The sequence below is a fragment of the Streptomyces sp. NPDC056527 genome, assembly GCF_042794475.1.
GTDB lineage: Bacteria > Actinomycetota > Actinomycetes > Streptomycetales > Streptomycetaceae > Streptomyces.
Genome location: NZ_JBHTTQ010000101.1, coordinates 1 through 26,756, shown reverse-complemented (window position 1 = coordinate 26,756; position 26,756 = coordinate 1). Strand labels below are relative to the sequence as shown.

Genomic DNA, 26,756 nt, shown 5'->3' with positions numbered 1-26,756 from the left:
GTGCGGGCGGTGGTGTGCCGCCCGCACCGGCCACGGTGCGTTTCGGGAGTGCCGAGGCCCGGTCAGGCGTCGACGCTGTCCTTCTCGGCCTCGCCGGCCTTCGCCGCCGGGATCTCGGCCGCCGCCTCGGCGACCTCGCGCTCGGCCTGCTTCTTCGAGGCGATGAGGCTGGTGATCGTGGTGACGATCAGGACGCCACCGATGACCGCGAGCGAGACCGGGATGGAGATCTCGGGGACGTGCACCCCGGATTCGTGCAGTGCGTGCAGCACCAGCTTCACACCGATGAAGCCGAGGATCACCGACAGGCCGTAGCTGAGGTGGACCAGCTTCTTGAGCAGGCCGCCGATCAGGAAGTACAGCTGGCGCAGACCCATCAGGGCGAAGGCGTTGGCGGTGAAGACGATGTACGGGTCCTGGGTCAGGCCGAAGATCGCCGGGATCGAGTCGAGGGCGAAGAGCACGTCGGTCGTGCCGATGGCGAGCATGACGACCATCAGCGGCGTCAGCACGCGCTTGCCGTTGACCTTGATGAAGAGCTTCGTGCCGTGGTACTTGTCCGCGACGCCGAACCTCTTCTCGACGGACTTGAGGAGACGGTTCTCCTCCCAGTCGTCCTCGTCCTCGTCGGCGCGTGCCTCCTTGATGAGCTTCCAGGCGGTGTAGATCAGGAACGCGCCGAAGATGTAGAAGACCCAGGAGAAGCTGGCGATGATCGTGGCGCCGGCGGCGATGAAGATCGCGCGCAGGACCAGGGCGATCAGCACACCCACCAGCAGCACGCGCTGCTGGAGGTGGGAGGGCACCGAGAACTTCGCCATGATCAGGACGAAGACGAAGAGATTGTCGACGCTGAGTGACTTCTCGGTGATGAAGCCGGCGAAGAACTCACCCGACGCCTGGCCGTTGCCGAAGACCGCCAGCCCCAGGCCGAAGAGCGCGGCCAGAACGATCCAGACGATCGTCCAGATTCCGGCTTCCTTGACCGACACGTCATGGGGCTTGCGCCCGATGAAGAAGTCGATCGCGATGAGGGCGCTCAGACCGAGAATGGTCAGCACCCAGAGAGTCGTCGAAACGTCCACTGCGCCTCCGGCGTCGTACGGCTACTTGATCAGCGTCGTCGCTGCCGGAGGTCTCTTCCACCCGGGCCGTGCGTGACGGGCCGGGCCGACGCCCCGGGATCAGACCGCTCGTGGTCTGTCCGTATTGACGGGAACGCCGCGCTTGGGGAGTACTCCCCTCCGCGCCGAGAAGACTACCCGAAGAACCAAGAGAAGGTAAAGGGCAGGGTAAAGAGGCACCAAAAGACCAGGTCAACGGCCCCATTGCCGACGCGCGTCGGCCACTTGGGCGAGGACTTGACGGAGCACCGCGCTGCCCGGCGGGAAGCGGGGCGGCTCGTACGTCCAGGCATGGCCGACCCACGGATCGGCGAGGTGGTCGTCGGCCACGGGTGTGATCCGCAGCAGGGAGCGCCACAGCGGGTCGAGCACCGGGCCGTACGCGGAGGCGTCCTCGCGATCCGCAACCAGCATGAGATGGACGCCGACGGCCGGGCCCTCGTCCGCGAGGTAGCGGAGCTGGGTGACCGCCCGGTCGTCGAAGCCGTGCGGGAAGTCGTGGACGATCAGGAGCTGCTCGGCGGTGTCCATACCGGGCGGCAGCGCGTCGGGGGCTCCCGCCCTCAGCGCCATCTGGACCAGGTCGACGCGCTCGGTCAGCCGCGCGAGGACGGCGGCGACCCCGGCCGCCCCGGCGGCCGGCGGCCCGGCCAGGACGCCCGCCTCGACGAGCGGGGCGAGTGCGGCGGCTCCGGAGCCCGCCGGGTCGACGACATGGACGGCGAACTCACCGGACGGGTACACGGCGAGGAGCCTCGCGGCATGCGCGACGGCCGTGTCCAGGGCGAGCCGGCGCAGCTCGGTCTCGTCGAGGAGCCCGGCCGCCTCGGAGTGGCCGCGTCCGGAGTCCACCCAGAGCCCGCGCTCGAGCGGCAGCCTGACGAGCATCGGGATGCGCAGGTCGGTCCGCTCGGGCAGATGGAGGTCGCCCAGGCGCAGCGCCATCGGCACCTCCATGGGGACGCGGTACGCGTGCCATACGGGGTTGTCCCAGCGGGCGTAGGCGGCGGGCAGCGCCGGTTCGACGACCTCGGACTCGGCGACGAGCTGGGCGAGGTCCCGGTCGAGGGCTTCCTTGGCGCGGGCGGTGAGCTCGTCGTGCTTGGCGCGGGCCGCCTCGCGGGCGACGTCCCCCGCGCCGCCGATACGGCTGCGCGGGTCGGAGAGCGCGCGGTCGAGCTCCTGGTCGAGGCGGGACTCGGCGAAGTCGCAGGCGCTGCGGTACGCGGCGGTGGTGCGGGCCAGGTCCTCGAACATGCCCCACACCTGGTTGTAGAGCCGCTCGTCCATGGACCAGCCGCTGGCATCCCCGGCGACGGGAACGGGAGGTCCCTGCTGCGGCTCGGGGTCCGGCGTCGCACGGCGGGGGTGGGCGTAGCTGATCGGACCGCCGGTGCCGCCCGTGGGCGCCTGCGGGGGCGTCACCTGCACGGTCGGCGCGGGATCGGGCGGGCGCGTCGGTTCGGGTCCGCGTGCCGGGTCGGACCCGGGCATGGTGTCCGCCCCGGTGGTGGGCGCCGCGTGGCGCACGCGCTCCGTCTCGGGGACGCGCGGGGGTGGGGCGGAGACCGAGCGGGCCAGGCCCCGGGCCACGGCTTCCAGGATCGACGCGGCCAGGTCGGCGGGGCGCTCCAGGCCCTGGTCGCCGAGCATGGCGGCCAGGCCGCCTTCGTAACCCTGGCCCATGGCGCGGACCTTCCAGACGCCCTGGCGGCGGTACAGCTCCAGGGCGACGACGGCGGATTCGCGGTCGAGGCCGGTGATCGTGTAGCTGGCGATCTCGGTGCCGTCGAGCCCGGTGACGGCGACGAAGGGGGCCTCGACGGCGCCGAAGCGGACCGGGCCGCCGACGCCGACGGGGAGCGCCAGGAGGACGGAGACGCGGTGCACGGCGGTCGGGAGCGCTTCCAGATCCACGGCGAGGCGGTGGTCGGCGGCGGCCTGCTGGGAGACCTCCACACCGGGCAGCGAGGGCGAGCCCGGGTGGGCGATCCACTCGACGCCGGGGACCGTGCCCCGCTCGTCGCCGAGGGTGGCGCCGGCGACGACCGGATGGCCGGCCGAGACCCGGATCTCCAGTCGGGTGTCGGGCAGGGGATGGTTCTGCCCCCGGACCAGCTCGGCCGTCATCGACTCTGTCCCCTCGGCTTGCGTCGTTCTGTCTGTGCGGACTACGGGCGGATCATGTGGGACAGCTCCCGGTGGCCTGCCGCCTCCGGGAGCTGTGGGTGCGCCTGCGGTGCCGGCCTACAGGTGCGGCAGGATCGCGGGCATGAGGTCCTGGAACGTCCGGCCGTTGGCCGGGTTGCCCAGGGCGGTCATCTGCCAGCCGGAGCCGGCCCGGTGCACCTTCGCCATGATCTGCGCGGTGTACTGGCCGCCGCCGTCCAGGGTGTAGCGCGCGAGCTCCTGGCCGTTCGTCTCGTCGACGATCCGGCAGAACGCGTTCTGCACCTCCTGGAACGTCTGGCCGGTGAACGAGTTCACCGTGAAGACGATCTGGTCGATGTGGACGGGGACGCGCTGGAGGTCGACCAGGATCGACTCGTCGTCGCCGCCCTGACCGGCGCCGCCCACCAGGTTGTCACCGGTGTGCCGGACCGAGCCGTCGTCACTCACGAGGTGGCGGAAGAAGACGACGTCCACCGGCTGCTTGTCGGCGAAGAGCACCGCGGAGGCGTCCAGGTCGACCTCGCGGGTCCGCGAGCCGAACAGACCGCGACGGGGCGCCGCCTGCCAGCCGAGCCCCATCCGTACGGACGTCAGGCTGCCTCCGCCCTGCTTCTCCAGGCTGATGGCCTGACCCTTGGTCATGTTGACCGTCACGCGCTGTCCCCTCTCCTAGCGATCCCCGCGGCCGCCCTCTGCTGTGCGTGCGGTTGCCAGCACCCTACGCAGCGGCAGTGACAACGCAGCAGACGCGGTCGCGTTTTGTGTCGGTCTTGCAACACACCGGCGGCTTATTTCACCCCGGGCGTCAGGCCAGCCCCGCCTCCCTCATCTGGCGCAACTCCTTCTTCAACTCGCCCACCTCGTCACGCAACCGCGCGGCCACCTCGAACTGCAGCTCCGCCGCCGCAGCCCGCATCCGGTCGGTCATCTCCTCGATGATCGCGGCCAGTTCGGCGGCCGGCCGGTCGCCGAGCTCGACCGTGGAGCCCGCCTTGCCGCCCTTGCCCCTGCCCTTGGTGGAGTGCGCGGCGAGAGAGGGCACGGGCGCCTTGGCGCCCTTGGCGTCCTTCTCGTTGCGGTAGCCGGTGCCGAGCAGCTCCTCGGTGTCGACCTCCTCGCGCGCGATGGTGGCGACGATGTCGTTGATCTTCTTGCGCAGCGGCTGCGGGTCGATGCCGTTGGCCGTGTTGTACGCGATCTGCTTCTCACGGCGCCGGTTGGTCTCGTCGATGGCCTTCTCCATCGCCGGCGTGATGGTGTCCGCGTACATGTGGACCTGGCCGGAGACGTTGCGCGCCGCGCGGCCGATGGTCTGGATCAGCGAGGTGCCGGAGCGCAGGAAGCCCTGCTTGTCGGCGTCGAGGATGGCGACGAGGGAGACCTCGGGCAGGTCGAGACCCTCACGGAGCAGGTTGATGCCGACCAGGACGTCGTACTCGCCGGCGCGCAGCTCGCGCAGCAGCTCGATACGGCGCAGGGTGTCGACGTCGCTGTGCAGATAGCGGACCTGGATGCCGAGCTCCAGGAAGTACTCGGTGAGGTCCTCGGACATCTTCTTGGTGAGCGTGGTGACCAGCACCCGCTCGTCCTTCTCGGTGCGCAGCCTGATCTCGTGGACCAGGTCGTCGATCTGCCCCTCGGTGGGCTTGACGACGACCTGGGGGTCGACCAGGCCGGTGGGGCGGATGATCTGCTCGACGAAGCCGTCACCGCGGGAGAGCTCGTACGTGCCGGGGGTGGCCGAGAGGTAGACCGTCTGGCCGATCCGCTTCTGGAACTCCTCCCACTTCAGCGGGCGGTTGTCGAGCGCGGAGGGCAGCCGGAAGCCGTGGTCGACCAGGGTGCGCTTGCGGGAGGCGTCGCCCTCGTACATGGCGCCGATCTGCGGAACGGTGACATGCGACTCGTCGATGACGAGGAGGAAGTCCTCGGGGAAGTAGTCGAGGAGCGTGTTGGGCGCGGAGCCGGGCTCACGGTCGTCGAAGTGCATCGAGTAGTTCTCGATGCCGGAGCAGGAGCCGATCTGGCGCATCATCTCGATGTCGTACGTGGTGCGCATCCGCAGGCGCTGGGACTCCAGCATCTTGCCCTGCTTGTCCAGCTCGGCGAGCCGGCCCTCGAGCTCGCGCTCGATGCCGTTGATCGCCTTCTCCATGCGCTCGGGTCCCGCCACGTAGTGGCTGGCGGGGAAGACGTACAGCTCCCGGTCCTCGCTGATGACCTCGCCGGTGAGGGGGTGGAGCGTGGAGAGCGCCTCGATCTCGTCGCCGAACATCTCGATGCGGACCGCGAGCTCCTCGTAGACCGGGAAGATCTCGATGGTGTCGCCGCGGACCCGGAAGGTGCCCCGGGCGAACGCCACGTCGTTGCGGGTGTACTGGATGTCGACGAAGCGGCGCAGCAGCTGGTCGCGGTCGATCTCCTCGCCGACCTTGAGCGGGACCATCCGGTCCACGTACTCCTGGGGCGTGCCGAGGCCGTAGATGCAGGAGACGGAGGCGACCACGACGACGTCGCGCCGGGTGAGGAGGCTGTTCGTCGCGGAGTGGCGCAGCCGCTCGACCTCCTCGTTGATCGAGGAGTCCTTCTCGATGTAGGTGTCCGACTGCGGGACGTACGCCTCGGGCTGGTAGTAGTCGTAGTACGAGACGAAGTACTCGACCGCGTTGTTCGGCAGGAGCTCGCGGAACTCGTTCGCCAGCTGGGCGGCCAGTGTCTTGTTCGGCGCCATCACCAGCGTGGGGCGCTGCAGCTTCTCGATCATCCAGGCGGTGGTCGCCGACTTGCCGGTGCCGGTGGCGCCCAGGAGGACGACGTCCTTCTCGCCCGCGCGGATGCGCCGCTCGAGGTCGGCGATGGCCGTCGGCTGGTCGCCGCTGGGCTGGTAGGGGCTGACGACCTCGAAAGGCGCCAACGTACGTTCGATCTGGGAAACGGGCCGCATGTGACCACCGTACGACCCCCCACTGACAGTCGGGCCGGGAACGGCTCGGCGGCCGCCCGGCGGTCCGCTCCTACCAGTCCTGGGAGCGGTGTCCGCCGCGGACCGCTCCCTTGCGCCCGCCCCGGCCGGAGGGCGGACGGGCGGACCAGTTCGCGGGCTCGCCGTAGCCGGAGGCGCGGCGCGGGGCGGGGACCCCGGGGCGGTGCGGGCTGTGGGCGGCGGGGCGCTGCCAGTCCGGGTCGCCCATCACGAGCAGCGGGTCGAACATGACGACGACCGCGGCCAGGAGGAGGAAGACGGCGGGCCCGATCAGCATCGGCAGGAGGAGCGAGGTGGCGGTGTCGCCGGTGCCGACGACGGCGCCGTCGCCGTGCAGATGGACGTTGACGGCGGCCATGGCGGTGTAGTGCATACCACTGACGGCGAGGCCCATCACGAGGCTCGCACCGAGGCTGGCCAGAAATCCGTGCACCGAGACGGCCGCCCAGAGGGCGGTGGTGGCCGCGACGACGGCGATGACGACGGAGAGCGCCACGGTGAGCGTGTCGTACTCGATGCGCCCCTGGAGACGCATCCCCGCCATGCCGAGATAGTGCATGGTGGCGATGCCGAGCCCGGTGATGGTGCCGCCGGTGACCAGGGTGAGCGCGGTGGCCCCGCGGTAGCCGACGATGAAGATGCCGATGCCGACCATCACGACGGCGACGGCCAGGCTCGCGAAGGTGATGGGCCGGTCGTAGCTGATCGGGGCCTGCCGGACGGAGAAGCCCATCATCGCGATGAAGTGCATCGTCCAGATGCCGGTGCCTATCGCGGTCGCCCCCAGGGCCAGCCAGCCGGCCTTGAAGGTGTCCCGGTGACGCAGCGATCTGATGGTGCAGCGCAGCCCCAGGGCCCCGCCGAGGCAGGCCATGAGATAGGCGGCGACCGGCGTCACGAGGCCGTAGCTGAATCCGTCGACCGTGCCCTGCATGAGCGTGTGCCCTCCACCCGTCGTGCAACGTCGTCCGAAAACAGTCGGTACCGCTGAGTAGTCCTATCGGGGCGAGATTATGGCGCGCGGGGCGCCGCTCGACCATGTGGTCCGGGATTTGGCTTCGGCGAGACCGAGAAGTGACCGGGCCGTGACGGCGGCGATGTCGGTGGGCGGTCGTACCGTGATCTCCATGGACACCACGGTGGAATGGACGGTCGTGGCGAGCGACATCGGCCCGCTGCTGCTCGCGGCGACCGACCGCGGGCTGGTGAGCGTGGTCTTCCACGCCGACGAGGCGGTGCGGGACGCGGCGCTCGAGCGGCTGGCCGGTCGGCTCGGCGCGGAGCCGGTGCGGAGCGAGTCCGGTCGGCTCGCCGAGCCGATACGGCAGCTCGGGGAGTACTTCGCGGGCGGTCGCCACGACTTCGATCTCGCCCTCGACTGGACGCTGACGACCGGATTCAACCGCCAGGTGCTGCGTGAGCTGGCGGAGGGCGTGCCGTTCGGGACGGTCGTGGGGTACGGAGACCTGGCCCGGCGGGTCGGGCAGCCGGGCGCGGCCCAGGCGGTGGGGGCGGCCATGGGCGCCAATCCGCTCCCGGTGGTCGTGCCGTGCCACCGGGTGGTGGAGAGCGACGGCGGGATCGGCGGCTTCGGGGGCGGTCTGGAGACCAAGCGGACGCTGCTGGCGCTGGAGGGCGTGCTGCCGCAGCCGCTGTTCTGAGGCGAACCCCGCCCCCCAGGGTGCCCCTAGGGGGTATTCGGGGGGTGGCGTTCCCATCGGCCGGAACGGCTGGCACACTCCCGTAAGTGACCAAGACCCCCAGCGCCCCTGACGCCGCCGATGCGGCGGAAATATCCGCCCCTGTCGCGGCCGCCGCACTGCCGACGCTCCGGCGTCGCATCCAGGCTGTGCTGATCGCCAGCCAGATCCTCGGCGGACTCGGTATCGCCATCGGCGTCGCCCTCGCGGCGGTCCTGGCCAAGGAGGTCAGCGGCACGGAGGCGCTGGCGGGTCTCGCCTCCACGGCCTCGGTGGCCGGTCCCGCGCTGCTCGCCATGCCCCTCGCCTCCCTGATGGGCTCCCGCGGACGGCGGCCGGGCCTCGTGCTCGCCTACCTGGTGGGCGCGCTGGGGGCCGGTGTCGTGGTCCTCGGGGCGGTCGCCGACAACTTCCCTCTGCTCCTCGCGGGCCTGGTCGGCTTCGGCGCGGGCTCCTCGGCCAACCTCGCCGCCCGCTTCGCGGCCGCGGACCTGGCCGAGCCGGACCGCAGGGGCCGGGCCATCTCCACGGTGGTGTGGGCGACGACGATCGGCGCCGTCCTCGGACCCAACGTCGCCGCTCCGGCCGGCGAGAGCGTGGCGGGCCTCGGCATTCCGGCGGCGGCCGGCCCGTTCGTCTGGGCCGCCGGGGTGTTCCTGGTCGCCGCCGTCATGGTGGCGCTGCTGTTGCGCCCCGACCCGCTGCTGACGGCCCGCGCGCTGTCGGGTGCGGAGGAGGGCGAGGCGGCGGCCGAGGGCCGTTCGCTCCGGGCGGGGATGCGGGCGGTACGGGAGTCCTCGCGGGCCCGTCTCGCGCTGGTGACCGTGGCCGTGTCCCACACCGCGATGGTCTCGATCATGTCGATGACCCCGGTGGCGCTGAGCCACCACGGCGCGGGCATCCAGCTCATCGGTCTGGTGATCAGCGGACACATCGCGGGCATGTACGCCTTCTCCCCGGTGATGGGCTGGCTGTCCGACCGGCTGGGCCGCCTCACGGTGATCGGTCTCGCGGTCGGACTGATCTCGGTCGCCGCGCTGCTCGCGGGCACGGCCGGGCCGAGTCACGGACAGACCGCGGCCGGTCTGTTCGTGCTGGGGCTCGGCTGGTCGGCCGGGCTGGTGTCGGGCTCCGCCCTGCTCACGGACTCGGTTCCGCAGGCCGCCCGGGCCGCGGTCCAGGGCCTGTCGGACTTCATCATGAACACCGCCGCCGGTGTGGGCGGGCTCGCCGCGGGGCTGATCGTCGCCCGGGCGGGTTACGACTGGCTGAACCTGGTGGGTGCGTGTCTGCTGCTGCCGATGGCGGCGCTGGCGGTGCGGGGCGCGGTGCGGCGGCCCGCCTGACGGCCATCGGGCAGGGGACCCGATCTCCCGGGTCCCCTGCCCGACCAGGCGCTGGGGGCTCGGCCTCCGGCCCGCCGACACCCCATCCCCTAGAGGCTGATGTGGTACGCCTTGCGCAGCGTCTCGTGGACCGTCCAGGTGGTCCGGTCCCCCTCGCGCAGCACGCAGGCGTCGCCCGGCCCGATCTCCAGCGTCGCGCCGCCCTCGACGGAGACGGTGGCGCGACCGCTGACGACGACGAAGAGCTCGTTCGCCTCGGTGTCGGTCACCACTCCGGGGGTGATCTGCCAGATGCCGCGCACCTGCTTGCCGTCGGCGGACTCCCAGAGGACCTTGCCGGTCACCTCGGGGGTGCCCGAGACGATCTGTTCGGGGTCGAGCGGCTCCGGCTCCAGTTCCGCATCGGGGATGTGGACGGCGAAGGAGGGGTGGTCGTGTGTCGTCATGGGCGGTGACTGTAGCGGGGACCCGGGGCCGGTCCGCCGCCAGGACCGGATGGAGGAACGCGCTCCGTTTCGCCTCCGACCAGGAGACTTCCCCGAGTTGGACGGCGGCGACGAAATCCGAAGGGCGCCTTCGGAAGCAGCTCCCGGGAGGTCACGCGGCGCGGCCGGACCGCGCCGGAGGGAGCCCCGACGACGGGACCGGGCCGCGGGGCACCGAATCCGCAGGCACGTTCGAGACGTGCCCCCAGTCGGCGTAATCAGGTCGTCCTCGACCACGGGACCGTCGTAGAAGTGACGAATGGACACTTCGGCCCCTTCGGGGGCGAAATCGCTCATACGCGCACTCCGCGAGACAGGGCGTCACGGCGCCATACGGCCGAAAACCGGGCCCAGGGGATGGCTCGCCGGCAGATGTCCCCGCTGGTCACGAGAGGCGCCTTTGGTGCGCCCAATGTTGGTCGGGGGCAATCCACCGAGCCCCCTGTCCCGCCTGGCGTGCGCGCGTCAAACTCCCCCTGGACTCGTCCCCCACCTCCGACAGGAGAGTGCGATGCCCGCGTCAGTCTTCCTCCCCCGCAGCGCCGCTCTGACCACCACCGTCCTGACGGCCGCCGCGCTGCTCGCGGTCACCGTGGCCGCCCCCGCCGCCCTCGCGGCCGACCCGGTGGCCCCCGGCGCCTCCTACAAGGCCGCGTACGACACCCTCGGTCCGCAGCGCCTCACCCCCGCCCAGCAGAGACTCGGCGCCGCCAAGCAGGCGCAGGCGGCGAGAGCGTACGACGCGGTGCGCCCCCGGGCCGCACTGGCGGGGTACAAGCTCTCCGGTGGCCTCCACCAGTCGCAGAAGACGTCCTACTGGTGCGGACCGGCCACCCTGGTGATCACCCAGTCCGCGGCCGACGAGGTCGCGGGCCGCTCGCAGCAGGACGCGGCGACCCTCCTCAAGACGAACTCCAGCGGCACCGCCTGGTACGGCGTCAACATCAACGTCCCCAGCCCTACGGGCTATCCGATGGCCGACGCGCTGAACTACCGGCTGCCCGGCGCCGGTTACGTCCCCAAGGCGCTGCCGTACACCCCGACCGCCACCGACAAGGCGAACTTCAAGCAGCACATCACACACAACACCGACCACGACTACGCGATAGCCGGCAACGCCTGGGAGGTCCCGGGCGGGCCGCACCTCGTCGGCCACCCCAACATCGAGATATTCCACTGGGTCTCGATCGACGGCTACAACACGGACTCCGCCGCCGGACAGGTCAACTACCTGGATCCGGTGGGGGGAGTGAGCACGAGCGTGATCTCCTGGGCGGGATCCGTCCCCAAGTCGGCGCACATCTCGTCCGACACCATCACCACCATCATGGGCGGCCGTGGGTACGTCTGGTAGCTCCTCCTCACCTGTCGGCGCCCGCACGGCGCTGACCCTGCTGCTGGCGGGCATCCTGATGGCGGGATGCTCGTCGGCACGGCCCGATCCGGAACCGACTCCCCGCGAGTCGTCCGCCCCGGCGCCACGGCCGAACGCGCTCGCCGCCGCGTGCGAGGTACGACTCCCCGCCAGCTGGAGCTCCGCTCTCGCGGCCGGCGAGCTGCGGGCGCCGGCCGGCGAACGGGCGGTGCTCACCGACACCGGCCCCGGCTGGACCGCCGTCCAGCTCACCGGGGCCGGGCAGCGCCGGGCCGCCCTGCTGCACGGCAGGGGCGCGCCCCGCACCCTGCTCACCCTCGCCGACCCCGTCGAACACCAGCTGCTCGCCGCCGACTTCGACGGCCGGCGGTGGGCCGTGTTCGCGGTCATGGAGGGGCGGACCCTGGACAGCCCGTGGAGCCTGTACGTCTGGGACGCCACGACCGGCACGTCACGGCGGCTCGCCCGGGCGGACCGCCCGGGCCCGCTGCCCCAGCCCGTCGTCCGCGACGGCACCGTCCACTGGGCGCAGGGGGTCGGCGACGGCAAGGCCACCGTGTACGCGGCCGCGGCCGCGGGCGGCGCCCCGCGCGCCCTGCGCACGGGGGTGATGGACGCCCCCTTCGTCGCCGGCGACCTAGTGGTGTGGCGGGAGTCGGTGGGCTCCGGGACACGGCTGACCGCCGTCTCCCGCACCGGCGCCCGGACCGCCGCTCTGCCCGACGCCCTGGCCGCGCTGCGGGACGTCCGGTCCGTGGTCTCCGACGGCAGGACCTGGGCCTGGGTGGAGGGCGAGGCCGAGCCCCGGCTGATGGTGTGGCGCACGGGAGACGCACGGCCGACGGCGGTCGTGACGACGTCCCCGGCCGTCGACGGCATGGACCAGCTGCGGATCAGCGGCCGTCTGGTCACCTGGCGCACTCCGGAGACCTCCTACGCGCTCGACCTCGGCTCCGGCTCGTACGCGCGGATCACTCCGGCCTATGGATACGCGCAGGCCAGGGGCGGTGCACTGGCCGTGGCGTACAGCGTCGGCAACGCCAAGACGTCCGGCTCCCGGCCGGTGATCCAGGTGGTGGACGCGGCGCGGCTGCCCGGCCTGCCGCACTGTGGCTGATCGTCGCCACCGAGGTTTGAGTGGTTCGCCGGTGCGCCAGAGATGGGACATGTCCACACAGGTGTCCGAAGAGGTGCGGGAGGCTCTCGACGAGGGCCGTCCCGTCGTCGCGCTCGAGTCCACGATCATCGCCCACGGTCTGCCACGCCCGCGCAATCTGGCCGTGGCTCGGGAGCTGGAGGCGCTGGTACGGGACGGCGGCGCCGTGCCCGCCACGATCGCCGTGATCGACGGCACGGCCCATGTCGGCCTCGATCAGGACGGGTTGACCCGCATCGCGGAGGATCCGTCCGTACGGAAGCTCGGCCACCGCGATCTGGCGCCCGCGCTCGCGACCGGGGCGACGGGGGCGACAACGGTCTCGGCGACGGCGTGGCTGGCCGACTCCGTCGGCATACGGGTCTTCGCCACCGGCGGGCTCGGCGGGGTGCACCGCGAGTGGAGCGAGACCCAGGACGAGTCGGCCGACCTGCGGCTGCTGTCCCGGGTCGGGGTGACGGTGGTGTGCGCGGGGGTCAAGTCGATCCTCGACGTCCCGGCGACGCTGCAGCGGCTGGAGACGCTGGGCGTGACGGTGGTGGGGTACGGGACGGAGCACTTCCCCGGGTTCTACCTGGCCTCGTCCGGAGAGCCCGTCGACTGGACCCTGAGGACACCCGAGGCGGTGGCGGGCGTGATACGGGCGCAGGACGACCTGGGCGAGCCGTACGCGGCACTCGTCGTCGCCAACCCGGTGCCGGTGGCGGACCAGTTGGATCCGGCGCTGCACGACCGGGTCCTCGCACAGGGCCTCGCGGCGGCGAAGGAGAAGGGGATCACGGGCCAGGCCGTGACCCCGTTCCTGCTGGAGTATCTGACCGTGCACACCGAAGGCGCCTCGCTGGAAGCGAATCTCGCGGCGGTGCGGGGCAATGTGCGGCTCGCCGCGCGGATCGCCGCGGCGTATGCCGAAGGCGGCGCGTGAGCGGCCTGCTGGTCGTCGGCGACGTGGTCACCGATGTCGTGGCCCGGCACGGCACCCCGCTCGCGCCCGCGACCGACACGGCGGCCGCCATCCGCACCCTGCCGGGCGGAGCCGGGGCCAACGCGGCCTGCTGGGCGGCGCGTTCGGGCTGGAGTGACGTGCGGCTGCTCGGCCGCGTCGGGACCGAGGCGGCCGACTGGCACGAGAGGGCGCTGCGCCGGGCCGGCGTGCGGCCGATGCTGGTCGCGGACGCGGACGCCGCCACGGCGACGGTGATCGCGCTGGTCGACGCGAGCACGGAGCGCACGTTCCTGACCGACAGCGGGGCCGCGCTGCGCCTCTCCCCCGCCGACTGGACCGACGCCTTCCTCGAAGGCGTGACCCATCTGCACCTGTCCGGGTATCTCTTCTTCGCCGCCCCCAGTCGCGCGACGGCGCTGCGCGCCCTGCGGGCGGCGCGGGAGGCAGGGGTTCCGGTGAGTGTCGACCCGGCTTCCACAGGGTTTCTGGAGCGGCTCGGCGTGGATCGGTTCCTGAGCGCCGCCCGGGGCGCGGGGGTGCTGTTCCCGAACGCCGACGAGGCCCGTCTGCTGACGGGCCGCGCAGAGCCGGCGCAGGCGGCCGAAGTGTTGAGCCGTGCGTTCCCGCTGGTCGTGGTCACTCTGGGCGCGGCGGGCGCGCTGGTCGCGGAGGCGGGCTCGGTGACGGGCCGGGTGACGGCGCCGGTGGTGCGGGCGGTGGACTCGACGGGGGCGGGCGACGCGTTCACCGGGGCGTTCCTGGCGGCCCGGCTCGCGGGCGCGGACCCGACGGCGGCGGCCGCGGCGGGCTGCCGGGCGGGCGCGGAGGCGGTGACGACGGTGGGCGGCCGCCCCGCGGAGAACGCCCCGGGCCGGCTCCCCGGCCCTACTCCCCGAGTCCCCGGCCCTTGAGCCCCGTCCAGGCCGGGTGGCGCGGGTCGTCGGCGCGGACGACGACGTCCGCTGTGTCGGAGGGGCCGACCTCGTTCTCGTACCGCGCGAAGGCGGGCAGGGTCCAGGACTCCTCTGTGCGGCGGGCGAGTGCGCCCGGGGAGAGCCGCAGATGGACGGTCAGGTCGAACGGGAACCAGTGCCCGAGCAGGAACGGCCCGTGCACCACGAGCACGCCCCCGGGCGGAAGTTCCACGTAGGGGCTACGGGTGGCCCGGTCACGTACGGGGTCCCAGAGGTCGGGCAGCACGCGCCCGCTCCCTCCCGCCTCCAGCGGCCCGAACACCTCGCGCCACAGCGCCCCGGTGTCGTACCAGCCTCCGTAGTACGAGTCGGGGTCCTGCTTCCCGTACTCGAAGCGGAGCGAGGCGGGCCGCAGGAACCCTTCGGTGGAGACGACGAGCACGGAGCGGCCGAGCAGTCGGAGCGCCTCGGCGATCCGCTCGGCGGTCTCACCGGTCGGCGCCGCGGGCGGACCGTCGACCGCGATCTTGAGCCTGCCCCCGCCGTCCCCGGGTTCCAGCCCGTCGACGTGCCCGGCCAGGGCATCGGACAGCCGCTCCCAGGTGATCGCTTCGACTCGCACGGGCGTGACCTTGCTCTGGGCGTCGGGGTTCGTGCACCGATTCTACGAACAGGACCTAGGAGAGGCGGAGCGCGCAGTCCGGGGCGTCCGCCGGTATCGAGAGCGGTGCGTCCTGGGGCAGCAGGCAGGTCATGTGGAGCACGACGGGCTCGGAGCCGAAGTTGTGCCCGATGTGCCGGTTCCTGAGGCCCGCGGGTTCGACGAACGCGTCCCCCGCGGAGGCCGTCTCGACCGAGCAGTCGTGCAGGATGCGGGTCAGTGTGCCCGACTGGACGACGGCGATGATCTGGCCGGGGTGGTGGTGCCAGCCGGTGGAGTCGCCCGGGGCGAGCGTGACGGTACGGAAGACGACGTCCGTACGGCCCTTGGGTGGCCTGATCCGGAGCGTGCCGCTGGAAGTGCCCTTGGCCACCAGGGTCTGAGCGGGGTGCGTGCCCCGGTCGGTGCAGACGTCGATCCCCATGGAGCAGCCCTCCCACTTCCCCACGCGGCCCCTCGGTCCAAGGCCGCCAAACAGCCCTACGCTACTCGTAAGGGGGATGACTCGAACGGGTATTGACGATCAGTCCACCGGCACCGACGCGAGCCGTGCCGGTGGTTCGACGGCGAGGCGATCGTCCCCCTCGACCTCGATCCGACCGTCGCGTACCGCCTGGCCGAGAGTCGACTCCCCGCTCGCCAGCGCCCGCAAGGTCGCGGAGTCCGTCCGCAGCCGTACGTCGGCGGCGTGGGCCGGCGGTCCGTCCCCGTACTCCGGCGGCTGCCCGTCGCCCCCGAGGCGTACATGGAACTCGCCTTCGTCCAGGGTCACGTGCACCACTCCCGTCACCGCGCCCTCGAGGGAGGACAGCAGCGGGATCGCGAACCAGTGGGCGCGTACGGCATCGGTCGGACGCGGCTCCTCCAGGGCGGGCGCACCCCACTCCGCCAGGGCCCGCAGCACGGGCAGCAGCTCACGGCCCCGCCGGGTGAGTTCGTACACGTACGCCGAGGCGGGCGGCGGGAGGCGGCGGCGCGTGACGAGTTCGGCGCCCTCCATGTCCTTGAGGCGGCCGGCGAGCATGTCCGTGCTGACACCGGGGAGGTCGGCGTGCAGGTCCGTGTAGCGACGTGGCCCGGCGAGGAGTTCACGGACGATCAGCAGAGTCCAGCGGTCGCCGACGGCGTCGAGGGCGCGGGCGGCGGCGCAGTACTGGTCATAGCTTCGGCGGCGAGGCATACGACGCAGTCTAGACAAGTTGTTGGACTTTCCAAGCTCGAACTTGGTAAAACCAAGTATCAATCCTTCTGGGGAGGTCGTCGCATGGAGTTCCGGCAGTCGAGCAAGCTGAGCGAGGTCTGCTACGAGATTCGCGGCCCGGTCATCGAGCACGCCGACGCCCTGGAGGAGGCGGGCCACAGCGTCCTGCGCCTCAACACCGGCAACCCCGCGCTCTTCGGCTTCGAAGCGCCGGAGGAGATCGTCCAGGACATGATCCGGATGCTCCCGAAGGCGCACGGCTACACCGACTCCCGAGGCATCCTCTCCGCCCGTCGCGCCGTCGCCCAGCGCTACCAGGCCATGGGCCTGCCGGACGTCGGTGTCGACGACGTCTTCCTCGGCAACGGCGTCTCCGAACTGGTCTCCATGGCCGTCCAGGCGCTCCTGGAGGACGGCGACGAGGTCCTGATCCCCGCCCCCGACTTCCCCCTCTGGACGGCGGTGACCACCCTCGCGGGCGGCAAGGCCGTGCACTATCTGTGCGACGAGTCGGCCGACTGGTACCCGGACCTCGACGACATGGCCGCGAAGATCACCGACCGCACCCGTGCCGTCGTGATCATCAACCCCAACAACCCCACGGGTGCGGTGTATCCGCGCGAGATCGTCGAGGGCATCCTCGACCTCGCCCGCCGCCACGGTCTGATGGTCTTCGCCGACGAGATCTACGACCAGATCGTCTACGACGAGGCCGTCCACTACCCGGCCGCCTCCCTCGCCCCCGACCTGGTCGTCCTCACCTTCGGCGGGCTCTCCAAGACGTACCGCGTGGCGGGGTTCCGCTCCGGCTGGCTGGTCGTCAGCGGCCCGCAGCAGCACGCCAAGAGCTATCTGGAGGGGCTGACCATGCTCGCCTCCATGCGGCTGTGCCCGAACGCCCCCGCCCAGTACGCCATCCAGGCCGCGCTCGGCGGCCGGCAGTCGATCCACGAGCTGACCGCCCCGGGCGGCAGGCTCCACGAGCAGCGCGACAAGGCCTGGGAGAAGCTCAACGAGATCCCCGGCGTCTCCTGTGTGAAGCCGAAGGGCGCGCTCTACGCATTCCCGCGCCTGGACCCTAAGGTGCACAAGATCCATGACGACGAGAAGTTCGTCCTCGACCTGCTGCTGCGCGAGAAGATCCAGGTGGTGCAGGGCACCGGCTTCAACTGGCCGCGGCCGGACCACTTCCGCATTCTGACGCTGCCGTACGCCGACGATCTCGACGCGGCGATCAGTCGCATCGGTCGCTTCCTGAGCGGCTACCGGCAGTAGGACGTCTCGACCCCTACGCTGGCTCGTGACGTGGGCCTCCGCGGACGGATGGGAGTTGGGGCCGTGGAGTTCGGGAAGTCGTCCGGCGGACCCACGCCCTCGCCCGAGCCGTCACGGGAGCCGTCACCGAAGCCGGAACGACAGTCCTGGGCGCCGCTGCTGGCGGTGTGCGCCGGGTACTTCATGGTGATCCTGGACGTGACGATCCTCAACGTCGCCGTGCCGGTCATCGGCCGGGAGCTGTCGGCCTCGCTCACCGGCATCCAGTGGATCACCGACGGCTACACCCTCGTCTTCGCCGGATTCCTGCTGACCGGTGGCGCGCTGGGCGACCGGCTCGGCAACCGCCGGGTCTTCTGCGCGGGCGTCGTCGTGTTCATCGCGTCCTCGGCCGCGTGCGCGGTCGCCCCCAGCACCCCCTTCCTGGTGACGGCCCGCCTGGTGGAGGGGCTCGGCGCGGCGCTGATCGTGCCCGGTTCCCTCGCCCTGCTCCAGCAGGCCTACCCGGCACCGGCCGCACGATCGCGGGCCTTCGGACTGTGGGGTTCGATGGCGGGCATCGCCGCCTCCGCCGGGCCGCTCCTGGGCGGGCTGCTCGTCTCCACCGTGGGCTGGCGCTGGGTCTTCCTCATCAACCTGCCCGTCGGCGCGGCCTGTCTGATGCTGACCCTGCGGCACGTGGGACGCTCGCCGCGGCGATCCACCCGGGCCCTGGACTGGCCCGCGCAGTGCGCGGTCGTCGCGGGCGTGGCGCTGCTGACGGGGGCTCTGAACGAGGCCGGACGGCGCGGCTGGTCCGATCCACTCGTGCTCGGCGGGCTGGGACTGGCCGTGCTGGCCGCCGTCGCGTTCGCGGTGCGCGAGCGGCTGGCCCGGTCCCCCGCACTCCCGCTGGACCTGCTGCGTTCCCGGGCGATGGGTGGCGGAGCCGTCATCGGCCTGCTGTTCAACTTCGGCTTCTACGGAATGGTGTTCACCGCCAGCCTGGAGTTCCAGCAGAGCCGCGGCTACAGCGCCCTCGAAACGGGTCTCGCGCTGTTCCCGGCCGTGGCGATGACCATGTTCGCGTCCGTGCTGTCCGGACGGCTGGCCCACCGCACCGGCGACCGGCCGCTGGTGGTCTCCGGCATGCTCCTGGCCGCCCTGGGGCTGGCCGGCTGGGCCGCCGCGGGAGCCGACCCCGCCTACGCGCTGCTGGTGGCCCCGATGATGGCCGCGGGGTTCGGCACGTCCTTCGCCCTCACCGGCTCGACCGCCACCGTGATGGGTGCGGCGCCGGCGGCGTACTCGGGAACCGCGTCCGCGCTGTTCAACACCACCCGGCAGATCGGGAGCGCCACCGGGGTCGCGCTCGGTGGCAGCCTGCTCGCCACTGCCGCCGGCGGCACGGGGCTGCGCGTCAGCATGGCCGTCGGCGCGCTCGCCTATCTGACGGCCGCCGTCCTCGCCTGGCTGTGCGTACCGGCGAAGACCCGCGGGGTGTAAGGCGTCGGCGCCGGGAAACGGAGCGGGTCCGAGGGCGTAGCCTGCCCCCGGACCCTGTCGATGCCGCTCACATCACACGCCGGCACGCTTGAGAGCTCGGGTCAGTCGTCATTGCGTCGCGTCCTGCCATTGGACCACCGCCGATCGAGCTCGGCGGACCAGATTCGAACTGGCATTTCGACGCACCAGGGCCCGTGCCCGGTCGATCCGGCGATGAGCGGCGAATGCTGAGTCTGGAGCAATAGTCTGAGATTGATCGCGGTCTGCCTCTGCCTGCTTGGGCTATCCCGGCACGGAAGAAGAGCGCCGGGAGGAGGACTCGAACCTCCACTGGAACCGCGGTTGTCACGACAAGGCTCAGTTTCAGCTTTGCGCTCCTCGCGCACCCCGACCGTGCTCTGTGGCCGGGGAGTTCATGGGTGTCCCCGCTACCCGAAGAGGTAGCCGAAGACGGCGTCCCCGACGCGCTCGTCGGTGACCTCGGCGCTGTTCGCCTCCTCACGGGCGAACTTCACCGCCTGCTGGAGCTTCTCCACCCGCTCCAGGAGCTCGTTCACCCGCCGGGCCGGCAGGGCGCCGGAGAACTTCACGGTGGTCCAGTACCCCACCGGCACGTCCTCGTAGTACACCTCGACCTGCGCCGGGTGCTTGTCCGTCGCCTCCGCCTTGACGTGGTTGCGCGGCACCTTCTTCGTCCGGACCGTGCGGACGACGTCGGTCTTCCACGCGTCGGTCGACGGGTCCTGCGTCCACGACTCGGCCGCGTCCAGGACCGGCAGCTTGCGGACGAAGGTGTTGATGTCCGTCAGCTGCTTCTCCAGGAAGAGGAGGTACGCGACGGGCACCCGGCTCACGAGCACGCGCCCGTCGACGGTGATGTCGGCACGCGCGTCGCAGTTGGCCCAGTCCTTGGTGGCGGTGACATCGAACAGCCGCGTCAAAGCCCGCGCGGTGTCACGCAGCACGTCCTCGGCCTTCACCTGCACCAGCGTGGACTCGGGCGGAAGCTGCTCGCCCTCCTCGTCCTTCGGCTGGTACGTACGGGAGATGCCGGCGAGCAGTGCGGGCTTCTGCAGCCCGTGGTGCGCCGCGGTGAGGTCCTGATGCGCCCTGGACTTGACGCCCTTCTCCACTGCGATGATCTGATTGAGTTTCGTTGCCACGTGACGGACCCTAGCCCGGGCCGGGGCGCCGAATCGAACGATTATTGACGCCACTTGAGCACGCCGAGGAGTAACCGGTCATGGAGACGGCGCTGATCGCCGTGGTGGGAACCCCGCTGGGTGTCGTCGCCACACACTGGCTCCAGGGCCGAGCCGTCGAACGCACCGCGGTGCCGGCCCGCAACGAACAGCTGCGCCAGGAACGCATCGCGGCCCACAGCGCCTTCGCCGGCGCGGCCGTCGACCACCGGCGCAGCCGGAACGTCCGCTGAGGGGACCCGCCATGGACCTGGTCGCACCCGTCGTCGTCGAACCGCTCAAGCGCCGCCGCTGCTCGGAGTGCCGGCAGGGGCCGCTGGAGCGGATGATCGTCGAGTTCAACGCGCCCGTCTGTCTGGACTGCGCCGACCTGGGCCATCTGGTGTTCCTGCGCCGCGGGGACACCGCGCTCACCCGGCGGGCGCGCGAGGGCAGTTCGCTCTGGGCGGTGGTCGTACGGCACAACCGGCGCCGTACGCGGTACGAGCGTCAGGGGCTGCTCGTCGAGGAGGCCGCGCTCGTCCGTGCGGAGGCGGCCTGTCTGGCGGACGCGGAGGCGCGGGCGCGGCGTCGGGCCCGTGACGCCGCGCGCCGCGCGGATCGGGACGCCGAGGTCACGGCGGCGCTGGAGGCCGAGATCCTGCGGCTGTTTCCCTGTTGCCCGGCCGATCGGGCCGTGGAGATCGCGGCCCACGCCGCGCAGAAGGGCAGCGGCCGGGTGGGACGTACGGCGGCCGGGCGGGCCCTGGACCGGGGTGCGGTCACAGCGGCCGTGCGGGCGGCCGTACGTCATGTCGACACCGAGTACGACGCGCTTCTCATGCGGGGCGTACCCCGCCACCAGGCCCGGATGAGGGTCGCACCGGCCATCGAGGCGGTGCTCCGGGCCTGGCGCCGTGCATGAGAACCCGCGCGGGCCTCAGACCTGGGCGCCCATGCGGCGGGCGCGACGGTAGACCAGGGCTCCACCGAGCAGCAGCGCCGCTCCGGCCGCGGCCGCGGAGCCGACCAGCTCCGAACCCGTGCTGGCGAGCGCGACCGAGCTGGTCTGCGGGCCGGGCACCGGGGCCTCCGGCTCGGTCTCGGTCTCGGTGACCGGGATGTTCCGCGGCGTGGTGGGCACGTTCCGCTCCGGCTCCTCGCCGGGCTCCTCGGGCTGGGAGGGGCCGTTGACCGCGGTGTTGCCGATGGCCGGGTTGCCGATGCCGACCACGTTGACCGAGTTGCCGGCGACGTTCACGGGCAGGTCGACCGGCAGCTGGAGTCCGTTGCCGGAGAGCACGCCGGGGGAACCCACGGCGTGGCCTTCGGCGATGGCGCCACCGCCGTTGGAGGAGGTGCCCCCGCCCCCGCTGTGTCCGCCCGCGTGTCCGCCGTGGCTTCCCCCGCCGGCGCTGTGTCCGCCCGCGTGTCCGCCGTGGCTTCCCCCGCCGGCCCGCGGGGAGGCGGGCATGTCCTTGTGCGTCCGACCGCCGCCGTCCGCGTCCGAGCCGTACCCGTCGGACCGGCTGACGTTGGCACAGCGGTTGCCCGCGGCGGGATTGAGCAGCCCGATGACATTGACGGTGTTCCCACAGACATTGACCGGGACGTGCACCGGCAGCTGAACCGCGTTGCCGGAGATCACACCCGGCGAACCGACCGCGGCGCCCTGCGCGCCGGAGTCGGCGTGGGCGGCGCCCGCCGAGAGCGCGAGCGCGCCACCCGTGACCATCAGTGTGGCCAGACCACTTCGGCGAATCTGCCTCATGGCTTCCTGCCTTCCGGAGGTTTAACGGGCATTCGCGCCCGTACCGCACTTAACGCGATCCCGACCCGGCCGGATCAGGCCGCTGGCGCGATTCACTCCATCGAGTGGGTGTGACCTCGAACGTATAGGGAACTACCGACTCCGCTCGGAGGCGATTATCGTGCCGCGGCGAGGTTCCGCGCCGGACGCGGCCTGGCCTGGTCCGATTCCACCGGCCTTCGGATCAGTGGCCGAGCAGATCGGTGAGTGCGCCGACGGGGTCGGGGTCGGGGGTGCCGCGCGGCCACCAGTCCTCGCGGTCGGCGTCCGACTCGTACCCGTACCAGAGCCCGTCGCGTCCGAAGCGGAGCTGGAGGGATCGCGTCGACAGCCGGTTGCGCCAGGGGCGGAAGGCGGGGAAGTCGGCGGCGAGCAGGGCGGGGCGGGCCCGGTCGAAGGGGCCCGCGGGCGGGTCCCAGGGCTCTTCGAGGACAGCGAGCCCGGCGAGGCCGCCCTGGCGCCAGGCGGCGACCGCGCGGGCCAGGTCGCTGGGCGTGCGGTCGAGGGCGTACGCGAGGTCGCGGTACAGCGCGCGGGTGGAGGCGGTGAGTCCGGAGCCGGGGTGTGCGGCGGCCAGCCGCACGGCGTCCTGCCAGGGGGTGAGCGTGGCGACGGGATCGTGTCCGGTCACCAGGAAGGCGTGGGCGCGGGCGGCCGCCTCCGTCGCGAGCAGGTCCAGGGCGAGGGGGTCAGGGGCCTCGGGGTCCGGGGGGTAGGCCGGAGGGCGGCCGGGATGCGCGGGGGCGGGCAGCGGCGGGGGCAGCGGCGGCAGGGCCTGACCGGGGTCCCGGGCGAGGGCGGCGCGGGCCGGGACCATGGCCATCGGCGGCGCGGACGCCGACTGTTCGGCGGCGGAGCGGGCCGCGTTGCGCTGGGTGAGGGCGGCGAGGAGCTCCTGCTCGCCTCGGCCTCGCATGAGGAAGAGGACGAACGGGTCCTCGTCGAGGAGCCGTGCCGACTGGTAGCAGAGGGCGGCGGCGTGCTTGCAGGGGAAGCCGTCGTCCGGGCAGGAGCAGTCGGGGACGAGGTCCCCGGGTGCGGGCAGCAGCCCGGTGACGGCCTCGACGGCGTGCGGGATGTCCTTGTCGAGGAGGGCGGCGATGTGGTCGGGCCGCGCCGCGACCTCGTCAAGGAAGCGCTCCCAGCCGTCGTCGCCGAGCGTGCGCAGCCGGATCTCGGTGCGGTACGGACGGGGGCGGGTGCCGTGGACGTAGGCGACGACCCGGCCGGGGGTGACCGTGATCGCGTCGACATGACCGCGCCCGGCATAGGCCTTGCCGCGGGCGAGCCGGGCGGGGTCGAGGGCGGTGTCCTCCAGGGCGTCCACCCAGGCGTTGCCCCACCAGGTGGCGGCGAACCTGCCGTCCGGCGCCCCGCGCGGGGCGAGCGCCGGGAACGTGCGGCGGCGGTCGTCGTGGCGCGGACCGGCGAACCGCGCGGCCGGGGGCCGGCGGGGGCTCATGACGGCCTCCTCAACGAGACCAGGTCCGCCAGCTCGCGGTCGGTCAGTTCGGTCAGCGCGGCCTCCCCGGAGCCGAGGACGGCGTCGGCGAGGGCCCGCTTGGCATGCAGCATCTCGGCGATGCGGTCCTCCACGGTGCCCTCGGCGATCAGCCGGTGGACCTGGACCGGCTGGGTCTGTCCGATGCGGTAGGCCCGGTCGGTGGCCTGCTCCTCGACCGCCGGGTTCCACCAGCGGTCGAAGTGGACGACGTGCCCGGCCCGGGTGAGGTTGAGCCCGGTGCCTGCCGCCTTCAGAGAGAGCAGGAAGACGGGCACGTCGCCGGATTGGAAGCGGTCCACCATCCGCTCGCGCTCGGCCACGGGCGTGCCCCCGTGCAGCAGTTGGGCCGGGATCGCGCGGGCGGCCAGATGGTCGGCGAGGAGCCGGGCCATGGTCACGTACTGGGTGAAGACGAGGACGGCGCCGTCCTCGGCGAGGATGGTGTCGAGGAGTTCGTCGAGCAGGGCGAGCTTGCCCGAACGGCCGGCGAGCCGGGCCGTGCCGCCGCCCTTGGCGGTCTGCTCCTTGAGGTACTGCGCGGGATGGTTGCAGATCTGCTTGAGCGACGTGAGCAGCTTCATGACGAGCCCGCGGCGGGCGATGCCCTCGGCGCCCTCGATCTGCGCCATGGTCTCGCGGACCACCGCCTCGTAGAGCGAGGCCTGTTCGCGGGTGAGCGCCACGGGGTGGTCGGACTCGGTCTTGGGCGGCAGCTCGGGGACGATGCCGGGGTCGGACTTGCGGCGGCGCAGCAGGAAGGGCCTGACGAGGCGGGCGAGGCGCTCGACGGCCTCCTCGTTCTCGATCTCCTCGTTGTTCTCCACGGCCCGGGCGTGCCGGGAGCGGAAGGTCTTCAGGGGGCCGAGGAGGCCGGGGATGGTCCAGTCGAGCAGGGCCCACAGCTCGGAGAGGTTGTTCTCCACGGGGGTGCCCGTGAGGGCGACCCTGGCCGGCGTCGGGATGGTGCGCAGCGCCTTGGCCGTCGCGGAGAAGGGGTTCTTGACGTGCTGGGCCTCGTCGGCGACGACCATCCCCCATTCCTGCCCGGCCAGTTGGGGCGCGCTGGTGCGCAGGGTGCCATAGGTGGTGAGGACGAATCCGCCGGCGTCGGGGCCCGCTCCGAGGCCGTCCAGGGAGCGGTCGGCGCCGTGGAAGCGGCGGACGGGGACGCCGGGGGCGAATCGCCGGATCTCCCGCTGCCAGTTGCCGAGCAGGGAGGCGGGGCAGACGACCAGGGTGGGGGCCCGGCGGGCGCGGCGAAGATGGAGGGCGATGAGGGTGACGGTCTTGCCGAGGCCCATGTCGTCGGCGAGGCAGCCGCCGAGCCCGAGCGAGGTCATCAGGTCAAGCCAGGCCAGTCCGCGCAACTGGTAGTCGCGCAGGCCGGCGTTCAGACCCTCGGGCGCGGTGATGTCCTCGGGGCCGGCGACGAGCCGGTCCCGCAGAGTGGCGAGGGCTCCTACGGGCACGGCCTGGACGGTCTCGCCGTCCACGTCCGCCGTCCCGCTGAGGGCGACGGCGAGGGCGTCGACGGGCTCCAGCAGGCCCAGTTCCCGCTTACGGGCCTTGCGGACGAGGTCGGGGTCGACGACCACCCACTGGTCACGCAGCCGCACGATGGGGCGGTGGGACTCGGCGAGGGTGTCCATCTCCCGTTCGGTGAGCGGGTCTCCGTCCAGGGCGAGCTGCCAGTTGAAGCGGAGCAGCTCCTCGCTGTCGAAGAAGGTCGTGCCGTCGGTGGCGGAGCCGGGGGCGGAGAGCGCCGGCCGCACCACCGCGGAGGCGCTGAGCGAGCGGGCCAGCTCGCGGGGCCAGTGGACGGCGACCCCGGCGTCGGCGAGTCGGGTCGCGGCGGGGCCGAGGAGCTCGTACAGCTCGTCCTCGGTCAGCGCGAGGACATCGGGGACGTCCCGCTCCAGGAGCCTGCCGAGCGGCGGCCAGACGCGGGCGGCGCGACGGAGCGCGAGGACGGCGTCGATCCTGGCGCGCGGCCCGAAGAGGTCGTCGCCACCGCCCTGCCAGAGGGCGGCGGCGTCGATGACGAGGGTGGGGTCGGCGAGGCTGTGGATCTGGAGCAGGGCCGCGGCGGCCTGCCGCTCGTCGCCACCCTCCTCGGCGATGTCGAAGAGTTCGTCTCCGGCGATGTCGAGGCGGAGCGAGACCCGGACCCCGGCGTCCATGCCGACGGCGGCCTCGGTCGCCCAGGCACGCGCGCGGGGCAGGTGCTGCGCCGGACGCGCTGCGAACGGCGCGCCCGCCGCGTGGGCCGCGGCGGGGGTGCGGGGCAGGGTGTCGGCGACCGCGTCCAGGAACGCGCGCACGAGCGCCTCGGGCTCGGGCAGCTGGAGCGGGCTGAGGCCGGGCGCGGGGACGGCGTGGCCTTCGGGGGGCATGGCGGCGGCGACGGCCCGCAGGTGGGCGATGTCGTCCGCGTCCAGCGGGCCCGCGCGCCAGGCGTCCAGGTCGTCGGCCGTGAGCCCGGGAAGCAGCCGCCCCCGGGCGATGAGCTGGAGGGCGTGCAGGGCTGCGGCGCCCCAGCAGGCGGTGGCGGGGTGGGCGGCCGGGTGGTGGCGGGCGGCGACCAGATGGGGCAGGGCCTCGGCGACGCCGAGGATGACGGCGGGAACCTTGCGGCTGCGGACTCCGGCACCGTGTCGCCGTACGACGGTGAGCTCACCGACCCGGGGACCGGGGTCGCCCGAGTCGTTCGTGCCGGCCCCTCCGGGCTCGGGCGTCCGCCCGCCCGTCCCCGGACTGCCGTCGGCGGGCGTCACCACGGGCAGCTCGTCGCCGTCCGGGGCCCAGAAGGCGACCCTGCCGTCGCGGGGCAGCGCGGCGGGCAGGAAGACGGCGGCACTGGTCTGCCAGGTGTGGGTCACGGCGCTGCTCACCTCCCGTTCCGCGAAGGACTCCGACTGGATCTCCGACCTTACGGGTGGGGTCTGACAACGGGGCGCCGTGCCGCTTCGCCCGGGCGGCCCAGCACCGGGTGACAGCCCGCCCGGCAGGCGGCAGGGTGACGGAGAACAGGGCTTCTGCCGCCTTCGCCCGACAGACGAGGAACCGCCATGTCCGTTCACCGGCGTCTCGGCATCGCCGCCGGGGCCGCGCTCCTGACCCTCACCGTCGCGGGCTGCTCCGGCCTCGGCCGCACCGTCGTGGGCGAGATCGCGTACGAGACCGAGCGCGAGGTGGTGATCACCGTGACGAGCCCCTCGGTCAACGGCTGCCACCGGCTCGCTCCGTCCGGCGTGAGGAGGATCGAGAACCGTTCGCTCGTCGACCTCAGGCTGTACCGGACCCCGAACTGCCAGGGCAAGGAGAACATCTACCTGCCCACCAAGACGAGCAACGAGATCGCGCCGGACACCCTCCCCTGGCGCAGCTACACCGCCGTCCACTGACCACGGCCGCGAGCGCGCGCCACGCCTGGACCCC

At 72.4% G+C, this 26,756-nt stretch carries 24 protein-coding genes; 11 read left to right on the top strand and 13 right to left on the bottom strand.

The features are described from left to right. Nucleotides 1-62: 62 nt before the first annotated feature. From ACFQ7Q_RS31425 to ACFQ7Q_RS31405, 5 genes are all read right to left on the bottom strand, one after another. Nucleotides 63-1,085 carry a TerC family protein gene (locus tag ACFQ7Q_RS31425; protein WP_383561067.1) on the bottom strand — a complete coding sequence of 341 codons (1,023 nt, stop codon included), beginning with the start codon at nucleotides 1,083-1,085 and terminating at the stop codon, nucleotides 63-65. 231 nt (nucleotides 1,086-1,316) lie between these two features. Further along, nucleotides 1,317-3,254 (bottom strand): TerD family protein, encoded by a 1,938-nt coding sequence (locus tag ACFQ7Q_RS31420; RefSeq protein WP_383561065.1) that lies wholly within the window; start codon nucleotides 3,252-3,254, stop codon nucleotides 1,317-1,319. Nucleotides 3,255-3,371: 117 nt separating this feature from the next. After that, on the bottom strand, nucleotides 3,372-3,950 hold the full coding sequence (locus ACFQ7Q_RS31415) for a TerD family protein (RefSeq protein WP_383561063.1): 579 nt from the start codon (nucleotides 3,948-3,950) through the stop codon (nucleotides 3,372-3,374). A 151-nt stretch (nucleotides 3,951-4,101) separates the two neighbouring features. Continuing rightward, nucleotides 4,102-6,240 (bottom strand): excinuclease ABC subunit UvrB, encoded by a 2,139-nt coding sequence (uvrB, locus tag ACFQ7Q_RS31410; RefSeq protein ID WP_383561061.1) that lies wholly within the window; start codon nucleotides 6,238-6,240, stop codon nucleotides 4,102-4,104. A 70-nt stretch (nucleotides 6,241-6,310) separates the two neighbouring features. Then, complete coding sequence (locus ACFQ7Q_RS31405) at nucleotides 6,311-7,213, bottom strand: MHYT domain-containing protein (protein WP_383561059.1); 903 nt, start codon at nucleotides 7,211-7,213, stop codon at nucleotides 6,311-6,313. 193 nt (nucleotides 7,214-7,406) lie between these two features. Here ACFQ7Q_RS31405 and ACFQ7Q_RS31400 point away from each other — a divergent pair, with 193 nt between their 5' ends. Both ACFQ7Q_RS31400 and ACFQ7Q_RS31395 read left to right on the top strand, forming a co-directional pair. Continuing rightward, nucleotides 7,407-7,940, top strand: coding sequence for a methylated-DNA--[protein]-cysteine S-methyltransferase (locus ACFQ7Q_RS31400; RefSeq protein WP_383561057.1), 534 nt, complete (start codon nucleotides 7,407-7,409; stop codon nucleotides 7,938-7,940). A gap of 86 nt (nucleotides 7,941-8,026) precedes the next feature. Further along, nucleotides 8,027-9,325, top strand: a complete 1,299-nt coding sequence (locus ACFQ7Q_RS31395) for an MFS transporter (RefSeq protein WP_383561055.1) — start codon at nucleotides 8,027-8,029, stop codon at nucleotides 9,323-9,325. An 89-nt stretch (nucleotides 9,326-9,414) separates the two neighbouring features. Here the strand turns inward: ACFQ7Q_RS31395 and ACFQ7Q_RS31390 are convergent, their stop codons facing one another. Next, nucleotides 9,415-9,771, bottom strand: a complete 357-nt coding sequence (locus ACFQ7Q_RS31390) for a cupin domain-containing protein (protein ID WP_383561053.1) — start codon at nucleotides 9,769-9,771, stop codon at nucleotides 9,415-9,417. A gap of 550 nt (nucleotides 9,772-10,321) precedes the next feature. Between ACFQ7Q_RS31390 and ACFQ7Q_RS31385 the strand changes: the two genes are divergently transcribed. Genes ACFQ7Q_RS31385 through ACFQ7Q_RS31370 form a run of 4 tightly spaced genes read left to right on the top strand, consistent with a single transcriptional unit; the run spans nucleotide 10,322 to nucleotide 14,198 of the window. Next, nucleotides 10,322-11,164 (top strand): hypothetical protein, encoded by an 843-nt coding sequence (locus ACFQ7Q_RS31385; protein WP_383561052.1) that lies wholly within the window; start codon nucleotides 10,322-10,324, stop codon nucleotides 11,162-11,164. Continuing rightward, nucleotides 11,148-12,302, top strand: a complete 1,155-nt coding sequence (locus tag ACFQ7Q_RS31380; protein ID WP_383561050.1) for a hypothetical protein — start codon at nucleotides 11,148-11,150, stop codon at nucleotides 12,300-12,302. Before ACFQ7Q_RS31385 ends, ACFQ7Q_RS31380 begins: the two co-directional genes overlap by 17 nt. 49 nt (nucleotides 12,303-12,351) lie before the next feature. Further along, nucleotides 12,352-13,266, top strand: a complete 915-nt coding sequence (locus ACFQ7Q_RS31375; RefSeq protein ID WP_383561048.1) for a pseudouridine-5'-phosphate glycosidase — start codon at nucleotides 12,352-12,354, stop codon at nucleotides 13,264-13,266. Beyond that, nucleotides 13,263-14,198, top strand: a complete 936-nt coding sequence (locus tag ACFQ7Q_RS31370) for a carbohydrate kinase family protein (RefSeq protein ID WP_383561046.1) — start codon at nucleotides 13,263-13,265, stop codon at nucleotides 14,196-14,198. The genes ACFQ7Q_RS31375 and ACFQ7Q_RS31370 overlap by 4 nt, the downstream gene beginning before the upstream one ends. Here the strand turns inward: ACFQ7Q_RS31370 and ACFQ7Q_RS31365 are convergent. The 3 genes from ACFQ7Q_RS31365 to ACFQ7Q_RS31355 form a co-directional block, all read right to left on the bottom strand. After that, entirely contained in the window at nucleotides 14,173-14,823 is a 651-nt protein-coding gene (locus tag ACFQ7Q_RS31365; protein ID WP_383561044.1) for a uridine kinase, read from the bottom strand. The genes ACFQ7Q_RS31370 and ACFQ7Q_RS31365 overlap by 26 nt on opposite strands. A 55-nt stretch (nucleotides 14,824-14,878) precedes the next feature. Beyond that, a complete protein-coding gene (locus tag ACFQ7Q_RS31360; RefSeq protein WP_383561042.1) occupies nucleotides 14,879-15,286 on the bottom strand; it encodes a cupin domain-containing protein in 408 nt (135 codons plus the stop codon). A 99-nt stretch (nucleotides 15,287-15,385) separates the two neighbouring features. Continuing rightward, nucleotides 15,386-16,042 carry a winged helix-turn-helix transcriptional regulator gene (locus ACFQ7Q_RS31355; protein ID WP_383561040.1) on the bottom strand — a complete coding sequence of 219 codons (657 nt, stop codon included), beginning with the start codon at nucleotides 16,040-16,042 and terminating at the stop codon, nucleotides 15,386-15,388. A gap of 84 nt (nucleotides 16,043-16,126) precedes the next feature. Here ACFQ7Q_RS31355 and ACFQ7Q_RS31350 point away from each other — a divergent pair, with 84 nt between their 5' ends. Together ACFQ7Q_RS31350 and ACFQ7Q_RS31345 are read left to right on the top strand one after the other, a co-directional pair. Further along, complete coding sequence (locus tag ACFQ7Q_RS31350) at nucleotides 16,127-17,338, top strand: pyridoxal phosphate-dependent aminotransferase (RefSeq protein WP_383561038.1); 1,212 nt, start codon at nucleotides 16,127-16,129, stop codon at nucleotides 17,336-17,338. A gap of 48 nt (nucleotides 17,339-17,386) precedes the next feature. Beyond that, the gene (locus ACFQ7Q_RS31345) at nucleotides 17,387-18,823 is read left to right on the top strand and encodes an MFS transporter (RefSeq protein ID WP_383561069.1); all 1,437 of its coding nucleotides are present in this window, start codon (nucleotides 17,387-17,389) and stop codon (nucleotides 18,821-18,823) included. Nucleotides 18,824-19,251: 428 nt separating this feature from the next. On the opposite strand, the gene ACFQ7Q_RS31340 is transcribed toward ACFQ7Q_RS31345, so the two are convergent. Beyond that, a complete protein-coding gene (locus tag ACFQ7Q_RS31340) occupies nucleotides 19,252-19,986 on the bottom strand; it encodes a hypothetical protein (RefSeq protein WP_383561036.1) in 735 nt (244 codons plus the stop codon). Nucleotides 19,987-20,066: 80 nt separating this feature from the next. On the opposite strand from ACFQ7Q_RS31340, the gene ACFQ7Q_RS31335 reads away from it, so the two are divergent. Both ACFQ7Q_RS31335 and ACFQ7Q_RS31330 read left to right on the top strand, forming a co-directional pair. Next, entirely contained in the window at nucleotides 20,067-20,258 is a 192-nt protein-coding gene (locus ACFQ7Q_RS31335) for a hypothetical protein (protein WP_383561034.1), read from the top strand. Nucleotides 20,259-20,269: 11 nt separating this feature from the next. Then, nucleotides 20,270-20,929, top strand: coding sequence for a DUF2293 domain-containing protein (locus ACFQ7Q_RS31330; RefSeq protein ID WP_383561032.1), 660 nt, complete (start codon nucleotides 20,270-20,272; stop codon nucleotides 20,927-20,929). Nucleotides 20,930-20,944: 15 nt separating this feature from the next. On the opposite strand, the gene ACFQ7Q_RS31325 is transcribed toward ACFQ7Q_RS31330, so the two are convergent. The 3 genes from ACFQ7Q_RS31325 to ACFQ7Q_RS31315 all read right to left on the bottom strand — a co-directional run bounded on the left by ACFQ7Q_RS31325 (nucleotide 20,945) and on the right by ACFQ7Q_RS31315 (nucleotide 26,209). Beyond that, nucleotides 20,945-21,775: a chaplin gene (locus ACFQ7Q_RS31325; protein ID WP_383561030.1), complete on the bottom strand. Its 831-nt coding sequence runs from the start codon at nucleotides 21,773-21,775 to the stop codon at nucleotides 20,945-20,947. Between the two features lie 223 nt (nucleotides 21,776-21,998). Continuing rightward, nucleotides 21,999-23,276 carry an SWIM zinc finger family protein gene (locus tag ACFQ7Q_RS31320; RefSeq protein ID WP_383561028.1) on the bottom strand — a complete coding sequence of 426 codons (1,278 nt, stop codon included), beginning with the start codon at nucleotides 23,274-23,276 and terminating at the stop codon, nucleotides 21,999-22,001. After that, entirely contained in the window at nucleotides 23,273-26,209 is a 2,937-nt protein-coding gene (locus ACFQ7Q_RS31315; RefSeq protein ID WP_383561026.1) for a DEAD/DEAH box helicase, read from the bottom strand. Before ACFQ7Q_RS31315 ends, ACFQ7Q_RS31320 begins: the two co-directional genes overlap by 4 nt. A gap of 177 nt (nucleotides 26,210-26,386) precedes the next feature. On the opposite strand from ACFQ7Q_RS31315, the gene ACFQ7Q_RS31310 reads away from it, so the two are divergent. Continuing rightward, on the top strand, nucleotides 26,387-26,722 hold the full coding sequence (locus ACFQ7Q_RS31310; protein WP_383561024.1) for a hypothetical protein: 336 nt from the start codon (nucleotides 26,387-26,389) through the stop codon (nucleotides 26,720-26,722). Nucleotides 26,723-26,756: the final 34 nt, after the last annotated feature.